This window comes from Paenibacillus sp. PAMC21692, assembly GCF_014303795.1.
Classification (GTDB): domain Bacteria; phylum Bacillota; class Bacilli; order Paenibacillales; family Paenibacillaceae; genus Pristimantibacillus; species Pristimantibacillus agaridevorans.
In genome coordinates, this window is record NZ_CP060293.1 from 3,575,991 (window position 1) to 3,596,148 (window position 20,158).

Consider the following 20,158-nt stretch of genomic DNA (forward strand, 5'->3'; position numbering starts at 1 on the left):
CGGTAATATAGTTACCGAATGGGTACGTTGAAGGAGGTGCTGAGCATAACAAACGAAGCTGATCAGGCAAATTCCAGCGTTAAAAACCAGAAAAAAACCTATCACGATCCAACAGAAGAGACGTTGTCCCGGATCGGAGGCAAATGGAAAACGGCGATCCTCTGCCTTCTCGCGGAACAGGGCGAGCTGCGAAACGGGGAGATGTTGCGGGTGCTCTCGCCAATCACACAAAAAATGCTCACCCAGCAGTTGAAGGAGCTTGAAGCGGATGGCCTCATTCTTCGCACAGTCTTCCCGGAAGTGCCAGCCAAAGTCATCTACAAGTTGACCGAAAGCGGATGGTCGCTAAGGATAGTGCTGGACCCGCTCTGCGAATGGGGGAAAAGGTTCGTTAAAGCTTCCAAGCCGGAGTGACCAAGTTCACCCCAGCACGCAGGACGACGGATGCGGGTAGGACATGCTTTGCAATACGCTGCAGCGACACGTATACCGCTATTTTTTTGGATAAAAGCTCGCATCTTGCGAACGATAGATAAATAGCGTGATAGGCTTCCCAAAAATGCTCTTGAGAACCTCCCCATTAGATCTCCAGTTCTCGAAACACTTCTCACCAGCTCCGACTCGTCCCACTTGAGCCTCCATCAATTCACTAATAATATTGCAGAGCGTGTATCCATCAGGATGAGATCATGCGATTCATAGCGCGAAAATTGCTCCCTTAGGCGGACATAACCACCGACTTAGCCGGTGGTTATGACATATCTGCTTCTACCTGCATGCACGTCATTAGGCAATCTCTAGAAAATCGTACCGTAAGCCCGGAAGTAGGCAAGCGGGCCGACTTCTTGCCAGGTTACCGTTCCGTCGGAGACCGTCGAGCCGGATCCGATCGGCCATGCCGGCGAAGATGTCCCCGACGTGCCGGAGTTCATGGCCTCGTAGACGCGCCCGGAAGCGAAGACGCGATCTCCACGAATCCGAGCTGCCGAAGCTCTCCAAGGGATGTCGCTTGCCGGACCCGGGGATACGCAAACCCATCCCACGTTGCCTCCTGCCGATGGAGCGGCGTTGCCGTAAATGTCGCCCTTGAACCAGACGCCGTCAGTCGGCGGAGCGAGACCTTCGATATCGGGATCATATTCGATGACGATCCCCGCTTCGGGAGCCGGCGGGTTTATATTCCGCAAAATATTCCGGCTGGTCGCGAACAACCGCACGGCTCTTTTGTTGGTTGGATTGTAATATTGCAGATTTAAACGTCCTGTTCCTGTATAAGTCAATGTGGATCGTTTGATGGAAAAAATGATCGTGCTGGCGACGTTAAATACATTCGTCAACAGATAAGCGAAAGTCGAGTTCGCGATGATGATTCGACAACGGTTGACCTCGATTCTACCGACCCCCGTGTTGAACTCTCCTTGGAACATATAGGTGATCGTACTCACGTACAAGTCGCATTCATTCAACGTGGTGAGCGGCGACTCTTCGGGCGTATTGATGTTGCCGAGCTTTACCACGGTATCCGTCAGCCTGCTGCCATTAATTTGCACTTGTCGCTGTCTCGTGGATAACTGATGGTTGTTGAGAATGCAACGCGTAAATGCGGATGAACGGAAAAGAACATTCTCTGCTGTTTTAGCCCCGTTCCTCGTTTCGATACGTACATTGAGATTGGTGAAAACGGAATCCGACACCTCGTATGACTTTAAGCTGAACTCCCTCTGAGCATTCCAGCCCTCGAACGAACATTGCTCCACACGGTTCGCCGTAACCGTAGGGATGCCGCTGAATTGATCGGTCCAGACAAAATGGTTGCCTCTGCAAATAATCGTATCGTCATCCGCCATGGCAAAGGAATTCGTGTCGATCAATGTGTTGCCGTAGAAGTACACATCGTAACCCGTGCCCCCAAGTCCGGCATTACTTGCGTACGCGATCGTATTGTCTTCGATGTTGACATGCGCGTGAGGCAGATGGGCGTCCATTAAGCCGATGCCAGTCTGACAACGGTACAGGTAGTTCTCCCGGACGTTGGCCATATGAAGCGAATACAAGTTGATGCCGATGCCGCTTAAGTTGTAGAAATGATTATTATGAATTTCGATTGTCCAGCACCCGACCAGAGCGCCGTGAAACAGATTGTAGAACAGATTATTCCGAATAACGCAGTTGTCGCCGTAGGAATCTTCCTGATTAATGCCGTACCGGGTCGGATCGGGGAAAATTGGCTTTCGGTCCAGCACGCCGGTTCCGTCATGGATACTGTTGTGCTGCACGATATTGTAATTGCCCCCGAGCGTAATACCGCCTCGATGCAGATTGTATACTTCGTTAAATTCAATCGTGTTATGATGCGGCGTCAGTCCGAATTTCAAGGTCATTTGCATGTTTTTGGCCGTGTTGGTTTCGTTGTTGAAGAGGAAACGGAATTTACGCGCTTCCGGCGGAATAGAGATCGGCGTATATATTTTTTTGTTGCTGTAGTAGCCAAGATAGGTGTTGTCCGCGGCGTAATAGGCAACGTCGACCTCCTTGTTGGTTATGGCCGTCTGGCGCGAATAGCCTGCTCCGGCAACCAGAAAGCTGCTGTAACCTGTCGTTGGGATGGTCAGCAGCTGAGACACAAGCGTCTTGCCCGTAGCGGGGATGACGGCTCCCGTAGCGCGATTGATATCGTTTACCGTCAGGCCGAGAGCGAATTCCGCATAATCGAAAAATCCTGTACTGTCAAGCGAGATGCCGTCACCCATATAGCTGCTGATGGTACAGTTGCGGACGGAGCAATAGGAAGAACCTCGAATGATTTGAATCCCGTAAGTCCATTCAATGGCGGCTTCGGCCGAGTTCGCGAAAATCCGATCCGCCTTGTCTCCGATCAGGATCAGATTGCGGATATGGGAGTCGGTAACGCTTTGAAGCTTGATGCTGACTCCGTCGTTGCCATTGGAATCGCGTCCAGGAAAGTTGTAGAAGTCGGTTACGCCGGTTCTCGTATCGAACGGAGACTTGCGCGTCGAATCGTAGATGACTTTTAGCGTGGAGCCTCCGAAGTCGAACGTCATATTGCTCTGCGTGACCATGATGGTGCGCGGGTAACAGATCGCATAGCTGCCCGTCGGTACGATTACCATTCTGTAACCGTTCTCGTAAGCCCATTGCAGGGCATTGTTGAAGCCTTGAACGTTTCTGTCGGCTTGAAGGTAGTTGGCATCCGTATAAGGTTTGGCAGGAAGGCCTGCCATGATGCCCCAGCGGGCCAACTCCAATGTGTAGCTTATCGAGCTTCCCGATCCGGAGCTTGTTCCCGGCGGTCCTTGCGGGCCGACGGGTCCTTGCGGACCGACATCCCCCTTCGGTCCTTGCAGACCTTGCGGCCCGGTAGCGCCAGTGGCGCCAACAAGACCCTGAGGCCCTATGGCCCCATTAGGGCCTGTAACGCCAACAAGACCTTGAGGGCCTGTGGCCCCGGTAACGCCAGTGTTGCCTGTAGCCCCAGTCGCCCCGGTGGCTCCTTTGGCGCCAGCAGCGCCAACAGGACCCTGAGGGCCTATGGCCCCAGTAGCGCCAGTAGCGCCAACAAGACCTTGAGGGCCTGTGGCCCCGGTAACGCCGGTGTTGCCTGTAGCCCCAGTCGCCCCGGTGGCTCCTTTGGTGCCCGCAGCACCAACAAGACCCTGAGGGCCTGTGGCCCCAGTAGCGCCAGTGTTGCCTGTAGCCCCAGTCGCCCCGGTGGCGCCTTTAGCACCTGCAGGACCAACAGGACCCTGAGGGCCAGCGGCACCAACAGCCCCGGCAGCGCCGGTCGGCCCGGTGGCTCCCGTAGCCCCAGTCGCCCCGGTAGCGCCAGTGGCGCCGGCAGTGCCCGCAGGCCCGACCGCACCTGTTGGGCCGACCGGGCCCGTTGCGCCCGTCGCCCCGGTAGGACCCGTAGCTCCAGTCGCTCCGTAGTCGCTCGGCAACGCCGATGTTCTAATTTTTCCCGTATCGGAATCGAAGATCGTGTTCATTTTCTCTTGCAGCTCTCTATCATCATATACGAGGAAATTTTGACCGTTCACGTTCAGATATCCGTTATCTGGCATGCGCTCACCTCTCGTCTCTATTAATTAGGGGATATGATCACTATATGAAGGATCGGCGATCGTCGGAAGTGTAATCGTCTAGTGTCGGACAGAGATAGGGACTCGTCTAATGCTGCCAGGGGTTGCAGTAACGTAGGAACGACGGTCTAATCTTCTTTTAAGCTTTATCCTTTATACTAGGACCACCAGTTGATAGACGGGAAGGTTGGGGCGAAAGTGCAAGTGTTGGTCATAGAGGACGACGTATCTCTTAATCATGCCATATCCAGCGTGCTTCGGGAGGAAGGCTTCCAGGTGCATGTCACGTTGCGCGGGGATGACGGGGCTTTCATGGCGGAGCAAAATATTTACGATCTCATCATTCTGGATTTAATGCTGCCCGGCATGACGGGTATCGCGATCATCCATTATTTGCGCGCAAGGGGGATCGATACCCCGATCCTGTTGCTGACGGCGCTCGACGCGGTGGAACGGAGGGTTGAGGGGCTCGACGCCGGAGCAGACGATTACGTCGTGAAGCCGGTCGCCTTTCAGGAGCTGCTGGCGCGGGCGAGAGCGATATTGCGCAGGCACGGCACGTTGACCGAGAACGGCGATATCGGCATAGGTCCATTGACGGTACGGCCGCGCCTTCAGGAAGGTTACTATAACCAGGTACCGCTTAAGCTTTCGGCGAAGGAATTCGAGCTGCTAGAATTTCTGGTCATTAACCGCAATCAAATTCTGACCCGCGAGCAAATTCTCGATCGCGTTTGGGGGTTCGACTCGGACACGGGCATAGGCATCGTGGAGCTGTACGTCCATTATTTGCGCAAGAAGCTGACTGCAGCAGGTTGTCCGGAGCTGATCCATACAGTGCGTGGCATCGGCTATATGATGAAGGAGAAGTCGCATGTTCCAAAAGACGAAAATTAGGCTGACGCTGCTCAATGCCACCGTTTTGTTCCTCATATTGACCGTACTGGGGACAAGCCTGTACTTGTATATGAGGACGACGATTATCGGCGGCATCGACAAGGCGCTGGAGGAACGTTCTGTCATGTGGAGACCCGTGACGACGATTTCGACTATGCCGACGCAGGGCTTGCCGTTTGTCATGGCGCAGGAAACGAAGCTTTCCCTCGCTACCATCAGTTCGGCCAGCAGCGTTTTCGCGCGCAATGTGGACATTCTATTCTGGAACGATGAGGGACAACTGCTGAATATGAATATTACCTATTCGTATCCGCCCAATCTGCTGGACGTGCTGCAGCGTTCGCTGCAAAAGGAAGGTCTCTATTCCATTAGTCATAAGGGAGCCGAATATAGACTGCTAAACATACGGGCTGACGGCGGCGATCCCGAAGTGGGTTATTATCAATACGTGAGCGACATCAGCTCGGAGATCAGCATGCTTAACACGATTATGACCCTTATCATCGTAGGCATCATATTCGGGGGAGGCATATCGATATTCGCCGGCTTGTATTTGGCCAAGCGGGCGCTCGTGCCTATCCGTTCCTCCTGGGAGAAGCAGCAGCAGTTCATGGCGGACGCTTCGCATGAGCTGCGGACTCCGCTTGCGGTTCTCCAGACGCATACGGAGCTGTTGCTTCGCCATCCGGGTCATACGATTGAAGAGGAGAGCATGGAGATATCGACAATGCTGAAGGAGATCAAACGGATGAACAAACTTGTAAACGGGCTTCTGACGCTGGCGCAAAGCGATTCCGAAGGACTGGAGCTTCAGTTGCGGCCGGTCAGGCTCGACGATTTGACTAGGGGAGTCGCCAAGCAATTTCTGCCTCTGGCCGCCATGAAGAACATCCTGTTATCGGTGTATCTTCCCGAAGAATCGACGATATCCGGCGACGAGGAGCGGCTGCAGCAGCTGCTCATGATCCTGCTCGATAACGCGATCAAATATACGCTTCACGGAGGCAAGGTGCGGGCGTCTTGCAAAAAGACGGCGTCAGGCGTCGAGCTGAAGATCCAGGATACAGGGCCGGGTATTCCGAGAGAAGAGCTGCCGTTTATATTCGAGCGCTTTTACCGTGGAGACAAGACGAGAAACCGGACGGAAGGCGGCACGGGGCTCGGGCTTTCGATTGCGCAATGGATCGTAACCCGTCATGGCGGCAAGATCGAAGCGGACAGCGTGCTTCATAAGGGTACGACGATCGTGATGACGTTTCCGGACGCCGGCTGATACGTCCATGCGACTTCTCCTTACTTGCAGGGCGGTGTTGTTCTCTCAGAGGACAACATCGCCCTTTCTTCATTTTGATCAGTTACTTGGAATTGATTTTCGCATAATTGATTAATCAATCTTGGGGGATAGCAGTTAGCGTCCATAGGCGTTAGTAACGCTTATGGCTCCAAAAAGTAGGCGAACGAGCAGCTGTAGGCGTTTAAAACGCTGATAGTTCGGAAAGTAACTCTGAATAGCGTCCATAGGCGTTAAAAACGCTTATGGCTCCAAAAAGCAGGCGAACGAGCAGCCATAGACGTTAAAACGCCGATGGATCGGAAAGTAACTCTGAATAGCGTCCATAGGCGTTAGTAACGCCTGTGGCCCCCAAAAGTACAAGTGCGTTACTTCTTTCGTAACGCGCTCCAGCTGTCCCTCCTTAAGCTTCCTTTAAGCAATTCAAAGCCATTTCTAAGAGACGAACCCCATAATCGTCACGAGTGAACAACTACAATAGGATGCGATGAAAGGGGAAGTAAGGTATGAGGACGGTTTGGAATAGGGAACGGAAGCACGGACGGTTAATCGCGATTCCCGTTATTGCGGCGATGCTGGCTGGCTGCTCATCGGGAGGGGAAAGCAAGGACAAGGTGCCGGATCCGGGAGAACCCGTTACGCTCAAAGTCGCTTATTTCAACGAGCAATCTTTTTATCAAAGTTACGGCAATGTGTTCAACGCCAAATATCCGAACGTAGAGTTCGAGATCATTCCGACGATGGACGTCTCCATGCAAAAGGATCCCGTACAGGCCATGTCCGATCTCATTGACGCCGAGCAGCCGGATGTGGTGCTGCTGACGATGGAGCAATACGAGACGCTGGCGGCGGACGGGAAGCTGTACGATCTCGACGCGATGGTTCAGCAATACGGCTTCGATATCGAGAATATCGTGGAAGGTGTCGTTCAATTGCTGCGGGATTCCGGAGGAGGCAAGCTGTACGGTCTGTCTCCATCCTTTAATACGAAGGCGCTCTACTACAACAAGGACCTGTTCGCGAAATACGGGGTGCCGGAACCAAGCGACGGCATGACGTGGGAAGAGGTGCTTCAGCTCGCGGCCCGTTTCCCTGCGGACGGGGACGACGAGAGCCGCATCTACGGATTTGCGCCCTCCATGTTCGATCAGAATGCCTTTAAGCTTATTCAGGATATGGCCGCCGCCAAGGGGTTGAATTACTTGAACGCGGACGCGACGGAGCTGACGATGTCGGATCCGGAATGGAAGGAAATCTTCGAAGCCGTGGTAGGCGGTTATGCGGGGAAAACGGTGTTCATGCCGCAAAACTCCGAGCAGGGTTTCTCGCTGGACGGTATGTTGTTCCAACAAGGCCGGGCGGCCATGACGGTCGACAATCCCATGCTGATGAATATGAGCGAAGGAGGCATGGCGGGCGGTGCCGTTTCGTTCCGAGCTGCGTCCGGGTCGGACGAAGCCGTTCAAGAAGTCAAGTCTCCCGAGCCGATCAACTTGGGCGTCGCGACGGCGCCGGTGGACGCCAGCGCGCCGGATCAGACCAGCGAATACGACATCTCCCAAATTTTCGCGGTTAACGCGGCTTCCGCGGAAAGCGACCAAGCATGGACGTTTGTCCAATACGTGCACAGCGAAGAAGCGGCAAAGATTAGGGCAAAGACGTCGATGGGACTGGAGTCGAGAAAGGGATACGAGACCAGCGCGAGCGGATCCGATTTGTCGCCTTTCTATCAATTGAAGCCGTTGCCCAAGGAGTCGACGAATTGGTACCCCAAAGGGTTCCGCAACAGCTTTGCGAAGATAGCGGGAGAGGAGATCGGAGCGGCGGCGAGCGGCAGCAAAAGCCCGGACGAGGCGTTTAAAGATTTGATGGACAGAGCCGTGGACGCGCTGGCCGAAGCAAATTTGAGCGGCGAGAAGGAACGCGGCGACGGCGGATTCGGAGGTATGGCCACTTCCATCTTCATTGGCGGGTAAGTCATGGAGACGGGGAGCATAGTGGAATCGCCGATCGTTCAGCTTAGCGGAGTAGAAAAGTCATTCGGAGCAGGAGCTGCGCGCGTTGAAGTGCTGAAGGGAATCGACTTGACCCTGACGGCCGGCAGCCTGGTTATGCTTAGAGGACGGTCAGGCTCGGGGAAGACGACATTGCTGAACATTATGGGGGGACTGGATCTGCCCTCGGAGGGATCGGCAGTCGTGGATGGACAACCGCTTCAGGCTCTTGGCGATAAAGGCCGGACGAAGCTGCGGCAAAGACAAATTGGATTCGTGTTCCAATCCTACGCGTTGCATCCGCTGCTGTCCGTAAAGGAGAACGTGGAGTTGGGCCTGCGCATGGCAGGCACGCCGTCCGGCTTATGGGAGGAGAGAATTAATCTTTGCCTGGAGCTTGTCGGCATGGCCAAGCGGCCGCTGCACCGCCCATACGAGTTGTCCGGCGGAGAGCAACAGAGGGTGGCGATCGCGAAAGCGGTCGCTCCTTCTCCGAAGCTCCTGCTGGCGGACGAACCTACTGCCGAGCTGGATACGGGAATGTCGAAGCGGATATTGGCTCTTTTCCGGCAACTGCAGGGCGATGGCATGACGATCTGCATGACGACACATGATCAAACGATGCTGGAGGTAGCGGATAATGTTTATGAAATGGCCGATGGCAGGCTGGGGAAGTAAGAAATGGAGGTTCATGCTGGCGTTAGCGCTCACGTCGATATGGATGACAGCATCGGGCTGCAGTCTGTCCCCCGAAGCGTCGGATGCGGAGCTGATCCAATTGATCGAGCCTCCCAAGCTTTCGAAAAAACCGGAATTTACCGTGGCCAGGGCGGACATAGAGACGAAGGTAAGCGCTACGGGCAAGCTGATGTCCGCCCGGCAAGAAGAACTGAAATTCGGGGGCGAAAGCGGACAGATTTCGGAGCTCATGGTCAAAGCGGGCGACACGGTGAAAAAGGGTCAGACCATCGCGAAGCTTGCGACCGGTACGCTGGAGACGCAGTTAAAGCGCAAAAATATCGAGGTTCGGCAAGCGGAGCTTGCCATGATCGAGAAGCTCAGGGACGACAGCCGCACGCCAATGCAGAAAGAGCTTGACGAGCTGAATTTCGAGCTGCTCGTAAGCGAGAGGGATGAGCTGCAGGCAAAGCTGGACGCGTCGGAGCTAACGGCCCCTTTCGACGGAACGATCGTATCCTTCGCGAAGGAAGTCGGCGATATGGCAAACGCGTACGAGACAATCGGCGAGCTTGCGGATTGGACGAAGCTTGTCGTGGCGGCGGGGTTCTCCGCTTCCGACCAGGAGAAGATAGCGATCGGCATGGAGGCGCAGGTGCAAATCAATACTCTGGGCAGCTTCAAGGGCAAGGTGTCGCGGATGCCCATTGCTTCCGCTTCGGGCGGGAAGGGAGGAGCGCTCAACGCGTTCGTGCTTATCGAACTCGATGATTTTCCCAAGGACGCGAAGTCGGGCACCCCGCTAAGCGCAGCCGTCGTTACGGAGAGGAAGAAGGATGCCGTGCTCATTCCTCCCGCCGCGCTGCGCACGGGCTCGGGCAGAAATTACGTGCAGGTGGTCGATGCGGAGGGCAACAAACGCGAGGTGGATGTGGAGGTTGGCCTTTCTACCTCGACCGAGGTGGAGATCTTGAAAGGGCTTGAGCCCGGACAGAAGGTGGTTGGGCGATGAAGGGGATGCTCCGGTTCGTCCGGCGAAAAATGTGGAATAACCGGATATTGACGGCCAGCACGATGCTGGGCTTGTTGATTGCCGTAGCGTTTACCGCCTGCATACCGGTCTATACGGAGCATGCGCTAAAGAAATTGATGGTTTCGTCGCTGACGGAGGACGCAGGTTCGTCGCCGCCGGGGTCGCTGCTGCTTCGTTATCAGGCCGCGCGGGGTACGCATACGAAGGTAGAGGAGCTGCAGACGGTTAACGATTATGTCGCGAACCGGCTGCCATCGCAAATCGGATATCCCAGAAAACAATCCGTCGAGGCGTATTCTCTGGCGCAATCGCAGCTTCGACCCGGCGGCGAGGGGAAGGCCGACAACCGCAGACGGCAAATGACGTTAATGTCGCAGACCGGCATGAAGGAGCAGGTGGAGCTGACGGACGGCCGGATGTACGGGGACGCCTCCAAGGAAGGCCCGATCGAAGCCATCGTATCGGAAGAGGCGCTTGCTCGCCAATTCCTGAAGGTCGGGGATATCTATTCCTACACGGTACAGACGCGTACCGGCAACCAGAAGGCGGAATTCGTCATTGTCGGGGTGTTTCGTCCGAAGGATGAAGGATCGCCGTACTGGTACCAGGGATTAGCCTCGCTCTCCGGCATGCTGATGATATCGCCGCAAGCCATGGAGGAGAGAGTGCTGGGGGAGCTGGGAGGCAATGTAGCCTCAGCCAATTGGTACGGCTTATACGAACTGGCGAATTTGGATCGCGGCGACTTGGCGCGTCTCGAGAACAGCATGAAGCGGCTGGAGAGCGATCTGTTCCGAATGCTGCGCGAGCTGCGCGTCGATATAAGCTTCCTTGGACTTATCGAGATGTTTCGGAGCGAAGACGTCAAGCTGCAGGCGCAGCTTGTTGCGTTGGCCGTGCCGATGCTCGCCATGTGTTTCTATTTCATCTATATGAACGCCGGTCAGGCGCTGGAGCGGCAGCGCAACGACATTGCCGTTCTCCGGAGCCGGGGCGCCCGGATGCGACTGATCTACGGAATCTTCCTCTTGGAGAGCGCCGTGCTGGGAGCGATCGCCTGGCTGGTCGGCATGCTGCTGGCGATCGGGATGGCGCGCGTCATGGTGTGGACGGACGGCTTTATGCAATTCCAGCCGGGCAAGGAAGCGGCAGTCGGCTGGAGCGTCTTGTCCGGCTGGTATGGCTTCGCGGCCGTCGTCGTTGCCATAGTCGCGGGCACGCTTCCGTTAGGCTCGTTCGGGAAGCAGTCGATCGTGGCCTACAAGAAGCGGCAGGCGAGGAGCGACCGGCCGCCGCTGTGGCAGCGATGGTATCTTGATGCGGCTCTGCTGGCGCTGGCTGGTCTAGGTTGGTACGGCTTCGAAAGCGGACGAGTATTGACCGGGGGCGCAGGAGAAGGAGGAGCAATGCAGGTGCAGCCGCTATTTTTTCTCATTCCCGCGGCAGCCATGTTCGCAGCAGGACTTGTCGCCTTGAGGTTGTTCCCGCTGACGCTGCAACTGTTGCATTCGTTGTTCCGACGCTTGCTGCCGGTTTCGCTCCATCTGGTATTCGTTCAGCTGTCGCGCTCGCAGCGCTCGTATTATCCGCTGATGCTGCTCCTGATCATGACGCTGGGTCTCGGCATCTTCCACGCTTCCGCCGCTAGAACGATGGATCGCAATGAAAGCGAAAGGCTCCTGTACGGCAACGGCGCCGATGTCGTGCTGCAGCCCGTATGGGAAGGGGAGGTCCAACTGTTTGACGAGGAGGGCAACTATATTCCGGAGGATCAGCCGCGGGATACCGTCTACACGGAGCCTCCCCAGACACCGTTCGAGAATATGCCGGGGGTGAGATCGTCGGCTCGCGTCCTGCAATTGGAAGGCGAACTGTCGATCGCGGGCAAGGGACTTGGCAAGGGCAAGCTGATGGGCATCGATAATGCCGATTTTGCCCGGAGCTCATGGTGGCGTATCGACCTCTACGAGAGCGCCCATCCCTTCACCTTGCTTCGCTGGATGGGCGAATACGAGCAAGGCGCGATTATTTCCGGCATGTTTGCGGAGAAACACGGCTTAAAGCAAGGTGACCTTCTCCAAATGACGGTGCAAGGCACCCCTATCGAATTAGTGATCGCGGGCATTTCCGATTATTGGCCGTCGCTGGACCCCGACACGCCTTTCGTCGTGGCGCATTTGGATTACTTGTACGAGCATATCCCGCTGACCCCTTACGCGTTGTGGCTTGACATGGAGGATGACGCCAAGGCAATGCCGATCGTCGAACATTTGCGGGCCCAAGGCATAGAGACGTCCGCGCTTAGCGACGCGCGCAACGAATGGAAGCTGAGGAAGCTCCTGCCCGAGCGGGAAGGTACCTACGGCATCCTGACGCTGGGATTTATCGTCTCGGTGGCGATTTCCTTTATCGGCTATTTGCTTTTCTGGGTATTCAGCTTGGCAAGACGCACAGTGCAGCTCGGCATCCTGCGGGCGACGGGGCTGATGCGCGGCCAGTTGACGCTCATGCTGCTGCTGGAGCAACTGCTCACGACAGGACTCGCGATCGTTCTGGGACTCGGCATCGGCCGAGCGGCGAGCCGGCTCTTTATCCCGTTCCTTCAATCGGGGGCGAGCGGTCAAGTACCGCCGTTCGTTATCGTGTTCGATCTCAAGGATACCATGCAGCTTCTTATCATCGTCGTGGCCATGATTACGGTTGGGGGGAGTCTGCTGATCGCGCAAATCTTGAAGCTTCGCGTTCATCAAGCGGTTAAGCTGGGAGAGGAGAGATAAGGATGATCCAGTGCGAAGGATTAGTGAAAATATTCAAGTCGGACGATGTGGAGGTCGTTGCTCTGCAGGGGCTTAATCTCCAAGTGAATGAGGGAGAAATGATTGCGATCATCGGCAATAGCGGAAGCTACAAGTCGACGCTCCTTAACGTGCTTGGCGGCCTTGACGTCCCTACTGCCGGCAAGGCCTTGATCGGCGATTGGGATCTTCTGCAGATGACCGAGAAGGAGCGAGTATTCTATAAGCAGCGTACGGTCGGCTTCATCTGGCAAAATAATTCGCGCAACCTGCTTCCCTATCTGACCGTGCTGGAGAATGTGGAGACGGCGATGATGGTTGCGGGGCGCATTGACGAGACGTATGCCAAGCAGCTTATCGAATGGGTAGGGCTGACGCATCGCAGCGGCAATAAGCTGGTTCAGCTGTCGGGAGGCGAGCAGCAGCGCACGGCCATTGCTATCTCCCTCGCGAACCGCCCGTCGCTGTTGCTTGCGGACGAACCTACCGGATCTGTCGATGCGGGGACCGCCGATACCATTATGGGCATCTTCCGCAAGCTAAACGAAGAGACCGGCGTCACGATCGTTATCGTCACGCACGACATGGGGCTTGCGGGCAAGGTTGACCGCGTCGTAGCGATTCGCGACGGGATGACCAGCTCCGAGCTGATTAAGCGGGAAGCCGAAAGAGGGCAAGAAGGGAAAGCGGCGGAAGACGCAGCCAACGAAGCAGCTAAAGTATCCGCCGGAGCGTTCCGCGATTACGAGGAATACGCTGTCGTGGACAGGTTCGGGAGGCTGCAAATCCCGGCTGAGTACAGGGAACGGCTTGCCATCAGAGATAAAGTCAAGCTGATCATCGACGATACCGGAATTCGGCTGGAGCCTCAAGCGGCGGGGGATGCAACGGAAAGGAGAGACTCGTCATGACGAGCGGAAACGCATTCGAAGAAGCCGTTAAGCCCTGGCTGCGGGAGCTTCGGCAATATTGCGTCTATTTGACGGGCTCGACCTGGGACGGAGAGGATCTGTTGCAGGAGACGGTGGCGCTGGCATTTCGTTACTATAAGCGGCGGGGAGAGATCAAGGAGATACGGCCTTTCCTGATGAAGGTCGCAAGGAACAAGCGGATCGACGGGTACAGGAAACGAAGGATACGCGAGACGTCTGGCGATTTGGCACTGGAAGAAGGGCGCAGGGACAGCTGCTATTTTGAGATCAAAGGGTGGATAGAATGGCTGGCAGCCAAGCTGCCCGCCAATCAATTGAAAGTCTGGCTGCTCGCCGATTATTTCGGCTATACGATGAACGAGATCGCCCAAGGTCTGGGGTACACGATGTCCGCCGTCCGCTCCCTGTTATTCCGCGCGCGGGAGAAATTGCGGTCATGTCGGTCCGGGAGCGATATCGAGCCAGGCGAGATCAACGCGGACACTCGACGGGGCACTTCTGCGAAGCATGTTCCTTTCAACGGAATGAAGATATTGATCGAACGTTGGGCAAACGGGATTATGAAGGACGATCCGCAAGACTTGTTATTAAAGGCAGCCCGGACAGGATCTTAGGGATTGAGAGCCATATGCCTATTGCCCTCTTGCCGCTTCTAAAGGCGGCGGGAGGGCTTTTGTTTATTATACGAACTGTATCATGTTCTAGCAGACAAAAGAACAAACGTATGTTACAATGTTCTTAATTGAGAACAATTAAACTTTAAAACGTTCTTTGTAAGGAATTCAAGCTGATCGGAGGAGTTCTGCAATGGCCATATTAGTAACAGGCGGAGCAGGATATATCGGAAGCCACACCTGCGTCGAGTTATTGAGTCAAGGGAAGGACATCGTCGTAATTGATAATCTGTCCAATAGCCACGGAGAAGCACTTCATCGGGTAGCCGAAATCGCAAACAGGAATTTCCCGGTCTATATCCAGGACTTGGTGGACAGGGAGGCGCTGCGGACGGTATTCCGCAATCACGACATCGAGGCTGTCATTCACTTCGCCGGACTAAAGGCCGTTGGAGAATCGGTGCAGCTGCCGCTTAAGTATTACCATCAAAATCTGATGAGTACGATGACGTTATGCAGTGTGATGGAGGAGTCCGGCGTCCGCCGGTTGCTCTTTAGCTCGTCTGCTACCGTATACGGCATGCCCAAGCAGGTGCCGATTTCTGAGGAAGCCCCCGTCGGCGCTATTAATCCATATGGCCGAACGAAGCAAATGATCGAACAAATGCTGGATGATCTCGTTTGCTCCGATCCGCGTTGGAGTATAGGCATTCTTCGATACTTTAATCCCGTCGGCGCGCATGAGAGCGGCCGGATCGGCGAAGACCCGAGCGGAGTGCCGGGCAATCTGATGCCTTATATCGCGCAAGTCGCGGTGGGCAAACTCAAGGAAGTTGCCGTATTCGGCGACGATTACGATACGCCCGACGGTACGGGCGTCAGGGATTATATTCACGTCGTCGATCTGGCACAGGGGCATCTTAGGGCCATCGATAAGCTGGCTTCCGCCGCCGGCATCCATGTTTATAATCTAGGCACGGGATGCGGCTATAGCGTACTGGAGATGATCCTGGCTTTCGAACGGGCGTCGGGAAAAACGATTCCATACCGAGTTGCGGCAAGACGGCCTGGCGATATTGGTGCCTGCTACGCCAATCCGAACAAAGCGCATGCGGAGCTGGGCTGGCAGGCGACGCGAGGCATTGCGGAGATGTGTGCGGACGCCTGGAGGTGGCAGCTTGCTAATCCGAGAGGTTACGCGGGCAGCGTCGTATACGCAGAGCCCATCTAGAGGTTTATGGAGGTCGTCCAGCGTCGCGATGCCGATATTGGCGGCGACTCGGCGGAAAGTCATGGGACGATCCGCAGTCAGGATTCCCGAGGCGGAGGACCGGGTCAACCATGAGCCGTCAGCCTCACAGCGCTTCGGAAAATGGATACTTGCCCCTTTTTCTTCATTTGATTCCAAGAAATTCGACAAATTGAGAAGCAATCTCTCAAAATCCGGAGACAGAAAGCGACAGCATCTTCGTTCCAGATAAGCTATTATTTGGTTTGTGGACAATTTGGATACATATTAAATGGGAGACGAAGAAGTGCGTTTAGTATCTGGGCACCTTACAACGCATGGAGTCAGTGGTGCAACCGCCCCAACGAAGTGGGGGATTTTAGGATGACACGATTTATATCGGACAACCAGCAGGATTTGGATGCGGAGTGGGTAGAGCTGATGTTAAGCGCGCGTTCGAAGGGACTCACGACGGAAGAAGTGAGCAAGGTACTGCGTATCCTTCAGGAGCAGGGGCAATCCATTATTAAAGAAAACGCTGTATAAAAATACAGCGTTATTCGCGGTTAAATTTCCACTTATTAAATTCCAGAAATTCCTTGAATTGTTCCTTGCTTACGCCGGAAGCCATCGCTTCCCGAACTAAATTCTCCCAATCCCGGTCTAAGTGGACGGCGCTGCCTTCCGCTTGTTCCTGTCCTACAAACTCCTCGACAGGCACGCCAAGCACTTCCCCGATCTTCTCAAGAAACTGAATGGAAGGGTTCTGCTGAAGCCCTCTTTCGATGGAGCTCAAATACGATTTCGCAACCCCTGCTCTTTGGGAGAGCTCAGTTAACGAAAAACCTTTCCGTTTGCGAAACATTTGAATTCTTTCTCCAATCATAGCAGATGCCTCCTTGGCCAGCGCAATAGCAACAATATGAATTCTATTATAACGAATTTGTTGCAATTACGAAAGCAAATGAATGGAGTTTGGTTCATTTGATGCAAAGGAACAGGACTAATTGGAATTATAAGTAAATTTAAAACGATGAAACATGGGCGGGAGACATCTTGTCAAACGATTTGCCTAAATAACCGTCACGATCGGCGGCAAGATTTGCAAAATCTCCTTCCTCCACGATCCGGCCTCCCTGGAGAACATAGACCCGATCGGCGCCGCGCAGCGTGGTCAAGCGATGCGCGATAACGATAATCGTCATGGACCCCTTAAGACGGTCGATGGCTTCTTGAATATTGCTCTCATTTTCCGTATCGAGGGCGCTGGTCGCCTCGTCAAGCACAAGTACAGAGGGCTTGCGGATAATAGCTCTCGCCAGGACAAGCCGCTGCCGTTCGCCGCCGGATAAGCGGACGCCCCGATCGCCGATGACGGTATTTAGTCCTTCCGGCAGCCTGTTTACGAAGTCCTCGCATGATGCGAATCGAAGCGCTTCCCAAATCTGTTCATCACTTGCGTCCGGCAGGACCAGCGTCATGTTTTCCCTGATCGTTGCGTTGAACAGGAACGGGTCCTGAGGCACATAACCGATCGACCTGCGATAAGCGGCCAGCGTTTCGCCGACTAGCGGCGTGCCGTCTACGACGATTTCGCCCGCGCTCGGGACCATTAGTCCCATAATGACGTCGATCAGCGTGCTTTTGCCTGCTCCGGACGGTCCGGCGATTGCGGTCATGGAGCCGGCAGGTATAAACAGATTAACTTCGCTGAGCGAGACGGGCGAATCCGGACTATACCGGAACTGGATGTTTCGGCATTCGATACCTTCGCTGACGGCAAGAGGTGCAATGGAATCTTTCGATGACGCAAAATGCTCTGCGGCTTCTTGGCATTCTCGAGTCAACGAACGGACGGCTTTGCATGCGGGCGCCATAGAAGCGAGCGACTCCAGACTGGATTGGATAGCCGTGAAGCGCGGCCAAAGACGGGCGAAGATGACCGTAATCGTAAGCAGCTGTATGCCTTGCGTTCGGAACAGGAGGAAGACGGCCAAAATAAATCCTGCGATCAGAACGGTGGAGGCGAGCTTGTACAACAGTTGGGAATTCATTCGCAGCGTAACATAGGACATCTGCTCGCGAATCATGCTGCCCATCAGCCCTTGCATCCATTCCATTCGTGAGCGCTCCAGCGAATTGCTCTTAATATCCTTCATGCCGTTCATCCCATCCGTGATGCCGGCCAAATATTGCTGCGATACTAAAGAAGTCTGGCTGCCTAACTCTTTTGCCCTGCGAATGAAGCGGCGGGAGAGCAGTCCGAGGATGATGCCGCAGACCAGTACGAACAATGTCAGCATTGGCGACAGCCAGAAGGCGATGCCGACCTGAATCGCAGTAAAAATGACGGATGCGACGAGTTGGAGAAACGTATTCATGGCGCCGAGCACGCGCGCCAGTTCGATCGTCAGCACGTTGATAATATCGGAGCCCCGCTTGCGTAGAAAGTAAGTCCAGCTCGCCCCGAGCACGCTGCCGTAGGTATCCATTCTTAGCTGACGCGAATATCGCTGTTGCAGCAGAACGCCTTGAATCATCACGCTGCGATAGATCAGATTTTGTATGACGGTTGTTACGGCATAGACGCCGAGCACGATACATAACGCGGCAACTGTGGAAAAGCCGCTTAGCAGCTCGCCGATCCACGTGAAATAACCTCCTCCTACGTCCAGGCTGACTAGGCCGATAAGGCCAAGCAAGGGGATGAGGAGGAGGAGGCCTACGCTCTCGAGCAAGCTGCCGGCAACCATGCCGAACAGATTGATGTACAAGGACGCTCCGGAATAAGCAAACAATTGTTTGACGTAATGCCATATTTCTTTCATAGGAACCTCTCTGACCGGCCCGGATGGGCATGTTTGGCAAATTTCTCGACGACGACGAATTGATCCATCACTTCATGCCCGCTTATGTAAAAAGTGCCGCTGCGGAGCCAGGCATGGGCAATCAGCTTGCCGAACTCGTCTCTTGCCGTGCCAAGATACAATGTGCAGGGGATGCCGCGCCTATCCAGCATGCGCATGCCTGCCATGGCTTGCACCATACATTTGCTGTCCCATGGCGTATGCCGGCTCATGATGTTAATTGCGGAGCGGATATGTTTTAAGGTCCGAACATGCCGCTCGTCGAGCTGGAAGGATGTTTCATCGGTCTTGCGGCCAAGCTCGGGAGCAACTTTCGCGAATTCACGACGGAACTTGAGCTTCGCCGCGCCCAAAAAAAGAAAAGCCTCCATAAACAAGAGGACGGTATGTCGATCAAGTGATAGCAACGCTCTTATTCTCTTCGTTAACAAGGATCAAACCTTCCTTTCGAAGCTGTTCCAAGAATGAGATGACCTGCTCCTCGCATTGCTCGGCTCCGACAGCGAATTCCACTGTCAATGCATCAATCAGCGCCCCAACCGTGACAGGAGTCGCGATTCCGTCCCAAATGTAACCCCCGATGTTACCCAGGTTATAGTAATTGCCGGTTTTAATGCTGAGCATCACTTTCTCGCCGCCCATATTGCTAACGATATTATCCTTGCAAGAGGACACGAGATCCGATAAAGCCAGAGGCGTTGTTTCTATCATAAAAACATCTCCTTCTTTGTTGATTGGATTATAAATCGGTGAAGGTCCGCAAGGCTGTCCCCGACAGACGGACGGGATAGACGGAACATATCGATACGTCCCGCGAACTCCGCGAGCGTCTGGAAATGCCATTCCATCAAGCCAAGCGGTTCCAGCAGAAACCCGCGGAACGTATGTCGAAGCAAGGTGTGAAATCGTTCTAGTTTCTCGATTGGAACAATATTTGTGTTGTTCCCGTCTTTAACGAGCTCGAATATGCCCGCAAGCGGAAGCGGTCTATCGCAGAAGGCGTCCGGGACAGGGACGGCGAATTTGGTTTCCCGCTCGAATAAAGGCTTTAGCCCTGCGGCTGACCTGCCAAGCAATTGCATGGACTCCTGCCATATTTTTTGCTGCGGATATGCAGGCATGACGATGGGAGCAACCTCTTGCTCTCTCGTATGTACGGCGATCAGATCGTCGCTGAGCAGCGTGTGGCCTTGCTCAAGGAGATAGGAGGAAAGCGTGGACTTTCCAGCGCCAGATGCGCCCACAATGGCGTACGCGTGACCGTTGATGGCGATCGCGCTGCCATGCAGCGGCAGAATTCGTTGTTGCATCAGGATGATGCCCATGCAGCTGCCAAGCAAATAAAGCCTGATTTTATCCCTGTCGGCATTTTCGAATGGGGATATCCAAATCTCGTTGCCGTCCTTCATGGCGAAGATGGCCGTGTCCGGTACCCGAATCAACACAAATCCTTCCCCGACGGCCAGGTGCTCGTGATCGCTTCTCAGCTCCTGCCACAACGCCTCAAGAGGACGCTCGGACATGACAACGCGAGGCAGCGATTGCGCATCATCATGAGATGCGTCAAAGGGTCGAAGCTCCGGCAGCGGAAACTCGCTTTCAATGACCATACCGAATGATCGATAACGTGTCGATTTCCCTGATATACTCATCACGTTCACTCCCTGACGATGCTTATAATGTTCAATGGAATTAAGGGGCAGGCCGCCCTTGTACATTGACATACAAG

At 54.6% G+C, this 20,158-nt stretch carries 17 protein-coding genes and 1 riboswitch; of the genes, 11 read left to right on the forward strand and 6 right to left on the reverse strand.

Going from position 1 to position 20,158, the window contains the following annotated elements; genetic code table 11:
- Positions 1–18 precede the first annotated feature (18 nt).
- The gene (locus H7F31_RS14075) at positions 19–414 is read left to right on the forward strand and encodes a winged helix-turn-helix transcriptional regulator (RefSeq protein WP_187104689.1); all 396 of its coding nucleotides are present in this window, start codon (positions 19–21) and stop codon (positions 412–414) included.
- A 383-nt stretch (positions 415–797) separates the two neighbouring features.
- Here the strand turns inward: H7F31_RS14075 and H7F31_RS14080 are convergent, their stop codons facing one another.
- Positions 798–4,082: a right-handed parallel beta-helix repeat-containing protein gene (locus tag H7F31_RS14080; protein ID WP_187104690.1), complete on the reverse strand. Its 3,285-nt coding sequence runs from the start codon at positions 4,080–4,082 to the stop codon at positions 798–800.
- 216 nt (positions 4,083–4,298) lie between these two features.
- Between H7F31_RS14080 and H7F31_RS14085 the strand changes: the two genes are divergently transcribed.
- From H7F31_RS14085 to H7F31_RS14130, 10 genes are all read left to right on the forward strand, one after another.
- Entirely contained in the window at positions 4,299–4,997 is a 699-nt protein-coding gene (locus tag H7F31_RS14085; RefSeq protein ID WP_187104691.1) for a response regulator transcription factor, read from the forward strand.
- Positions 4,975–6,270, forward strand: coding sequence for a sensor histidine kinase (locus H7F31_RS14090; protein ID WP_187104692.1), 1,296 nt, complete (start codon positions 4,975–4,977; stop codon positions 6,268–6,270). The genes H7F31_RS14085 and H7F31_RS14090 overlap by 23 nt, the downstream gene beginning before the upstream one ends.
- A gap of 524 nt (positions 6,271–6,794) precedes the next feature.
- Positions 6,795–8,264: an ABC transporter substrate-binding protein gene (locus H7F31_RS14095; protein WP_187104693.1), complete on the forward strand. Its 1,470-nt coding sequence runs from the start codon at positions 6,795–6,797 to the stop codon at positions 8,262–8,264.
- Positions 8,265–8,267: 3 nt separating this feature from the next.
- On the forward strand, positions 8,268–8,960 hold the full coding sequence (locus tag H7F31_RS14100) for an ABC transporter ATP-binding protein (protein WP_187104694.1): 693 nt from the start codon (positions 8,268–8,270) through the stop codon (positions 8,958–8,960).
- Positions 8,923–9,972 (forward strand): efflux RND transporter periplasmic adaptor subunit, encoded by a 1,050-nt coding sequence (locus H7F31_RS14105; protein WP_187104695.1) that lies wholly within the window; start codon positions 8,923–8,925, stop codon positions 9,970–9,972. The genes H7F31_RS14100 and H7F31_RS14105 overlap by 38 nt, the downstream gene beginning before the upstream one ends.
- A complete protein-coding gene (locus H7F31_RS14110) occupies positions 9,969–12,770 on the forward strand; it encodes an ABC transporter permease (protein WP_187104696.1) in 2,802 nt (933 codons plus the stop codon). The genes H7F31_RS14105 and H7F31_RS14110 overlap by 4 nt, the downstream gene beginning before the upstream one ends.
- Before the next feature lie 2 nt (positions 12,771–12,772).
- The gene (locus H7F31_RS14115; protein WP_187104697.1) at positions 12,773–13,699 is read left to right on the forward strand and encodes an ATP-binding cassette domain-containing protein; all 927 of its coding nucleotides are present in this window, start codon (positions 12,773–12,775) and stop codon (positions 13,697–13,699) included.
- A complete protein-coding gene (locus H7F31_RS14120; RefSeq protein ID WP_187104698.1) occupies positions 13,696–14,334 on the forward strand; it encodes an RNA polymerase sigma factor in 639 nt (212 codons plus the stop codon). Before H7F31_RS14115 ends, H7F31_RS14120 begins: the two co-directional genes overlap by 4 nt.
- A 193-nt stretch (positions 14,335–14,527) precedes the next feature.
- Positions 14,528–15,565, forward strand: coding sequence for a UDP-glucose 4-epimerase GalE (galE, locus tag H7F31_RS14125; RefSeq protein ID WP_187104699.1), 1,038 nt, complete (start codon positions 14,528–14,530; stop codon positions 15,563–15,565).
- A 283-nt stretch (positions 15,566–15,848) separates the two neighbouring features.
- A riboswitch (cyclic di-GMP riboswitch) is annotated at positions 15,849–15,933 on the forward strand.
- 13 nt (positions 15,934–15,946) lie between these two features.
- Positions 15,947–16,108: a hypothetical protein gene (locus H7F31_RS14130; protein ID WP_179215383.1), complete on the forward strand. Its 162-nt coding sequence runs from the start codon at positions 15,947–15,949 to the stop codon at positions 16,106–16,108.
- 10 nt (positions 16,109–16,118) lie between these two features.
- On the opposite strand, the gene H7F31_RS14135 is transcribed toward H7F31_RS14130, so the two are convergent.
- The 5 genes from H7F31_RS14135 to H7F31_RS14155 all read right to left on the reverse strand — a co-directional run bounded on the left by H7F31_RS14135 (position 16,119) and on the right by H7F31_RS14155 (position 20,081).
- The gene (locus H7F31_RS14135) at positions 16,119–16,448 is read right to left on the reverse strand and encodes a helix-turn-helix domain-containing protein (RefSeq protein WP_087566664.1); all 330 of its coding nucleotides are present in this window, start codon (positions 16,446–16,448) and stop codon (positions 16,119–16,121) included.
- A gap of 139 nt (positions 16,449–16,587) precedes the next feature.
- Complete coding sequence (locus H7F31_RS14140) at positions 16,588–18,390, reverse strand: ABC transporter ATP-binding protein (RefSeq protein WP_187104700.1); 1,803 nt, start codon at positions 18,388–18,390, stop codon at positions 16,588–16,590.
- Positions 18,387–18,800 (reverse strand): lasso peptide biosynthesis B2 protein, encoded by a 414-nt coding sequence (locus tag H7F31_RS14145; RefSeq protein WP_187105349.1) that lies wholly within the window; start codon positions 18,798–18,800, stop codon positions 18,387–18,389. The genes H7F31_RS14140 and H7F31_RS14145 overlap by 4 nt, the downstream gene beginning before the upstream one ends.
- Before the next feature lie 22 nt (positions 18,801–18,822).
- Positions 18,823–19,140 carry a lasso peptide biosynthesis PqqD family chaperone gene (locus tag H7F31_RS14150; protein ID WP_187104701.1) on the reverse strand — a complete coding sequence of 106 codons (318 nt, stop codon included), beginning with the start codon at positions 19,138–19,140 and terminating at the stop codon, positions 18,823–18,825.
- The gene (locus tag H7F31_RS14155; RefSeq protein ID WP_187104702.1) at positions 19,137–20,081 is read right to left on the reverse strand and encodes a phosphoenolpyruvate carboxykinase (ATP); all 945 of its coding nucleotides are present in this window, start codon (positions 20,079–20,081) and stop codon (positions 19,137–19,139) included. Before H7F31_RS14155 ends, H7F31_RS14150 begins: the two co-directional genes overlap by 4 nt.
- Positions 20,082–20,158 lie beyond the last annotated feature (77 nt).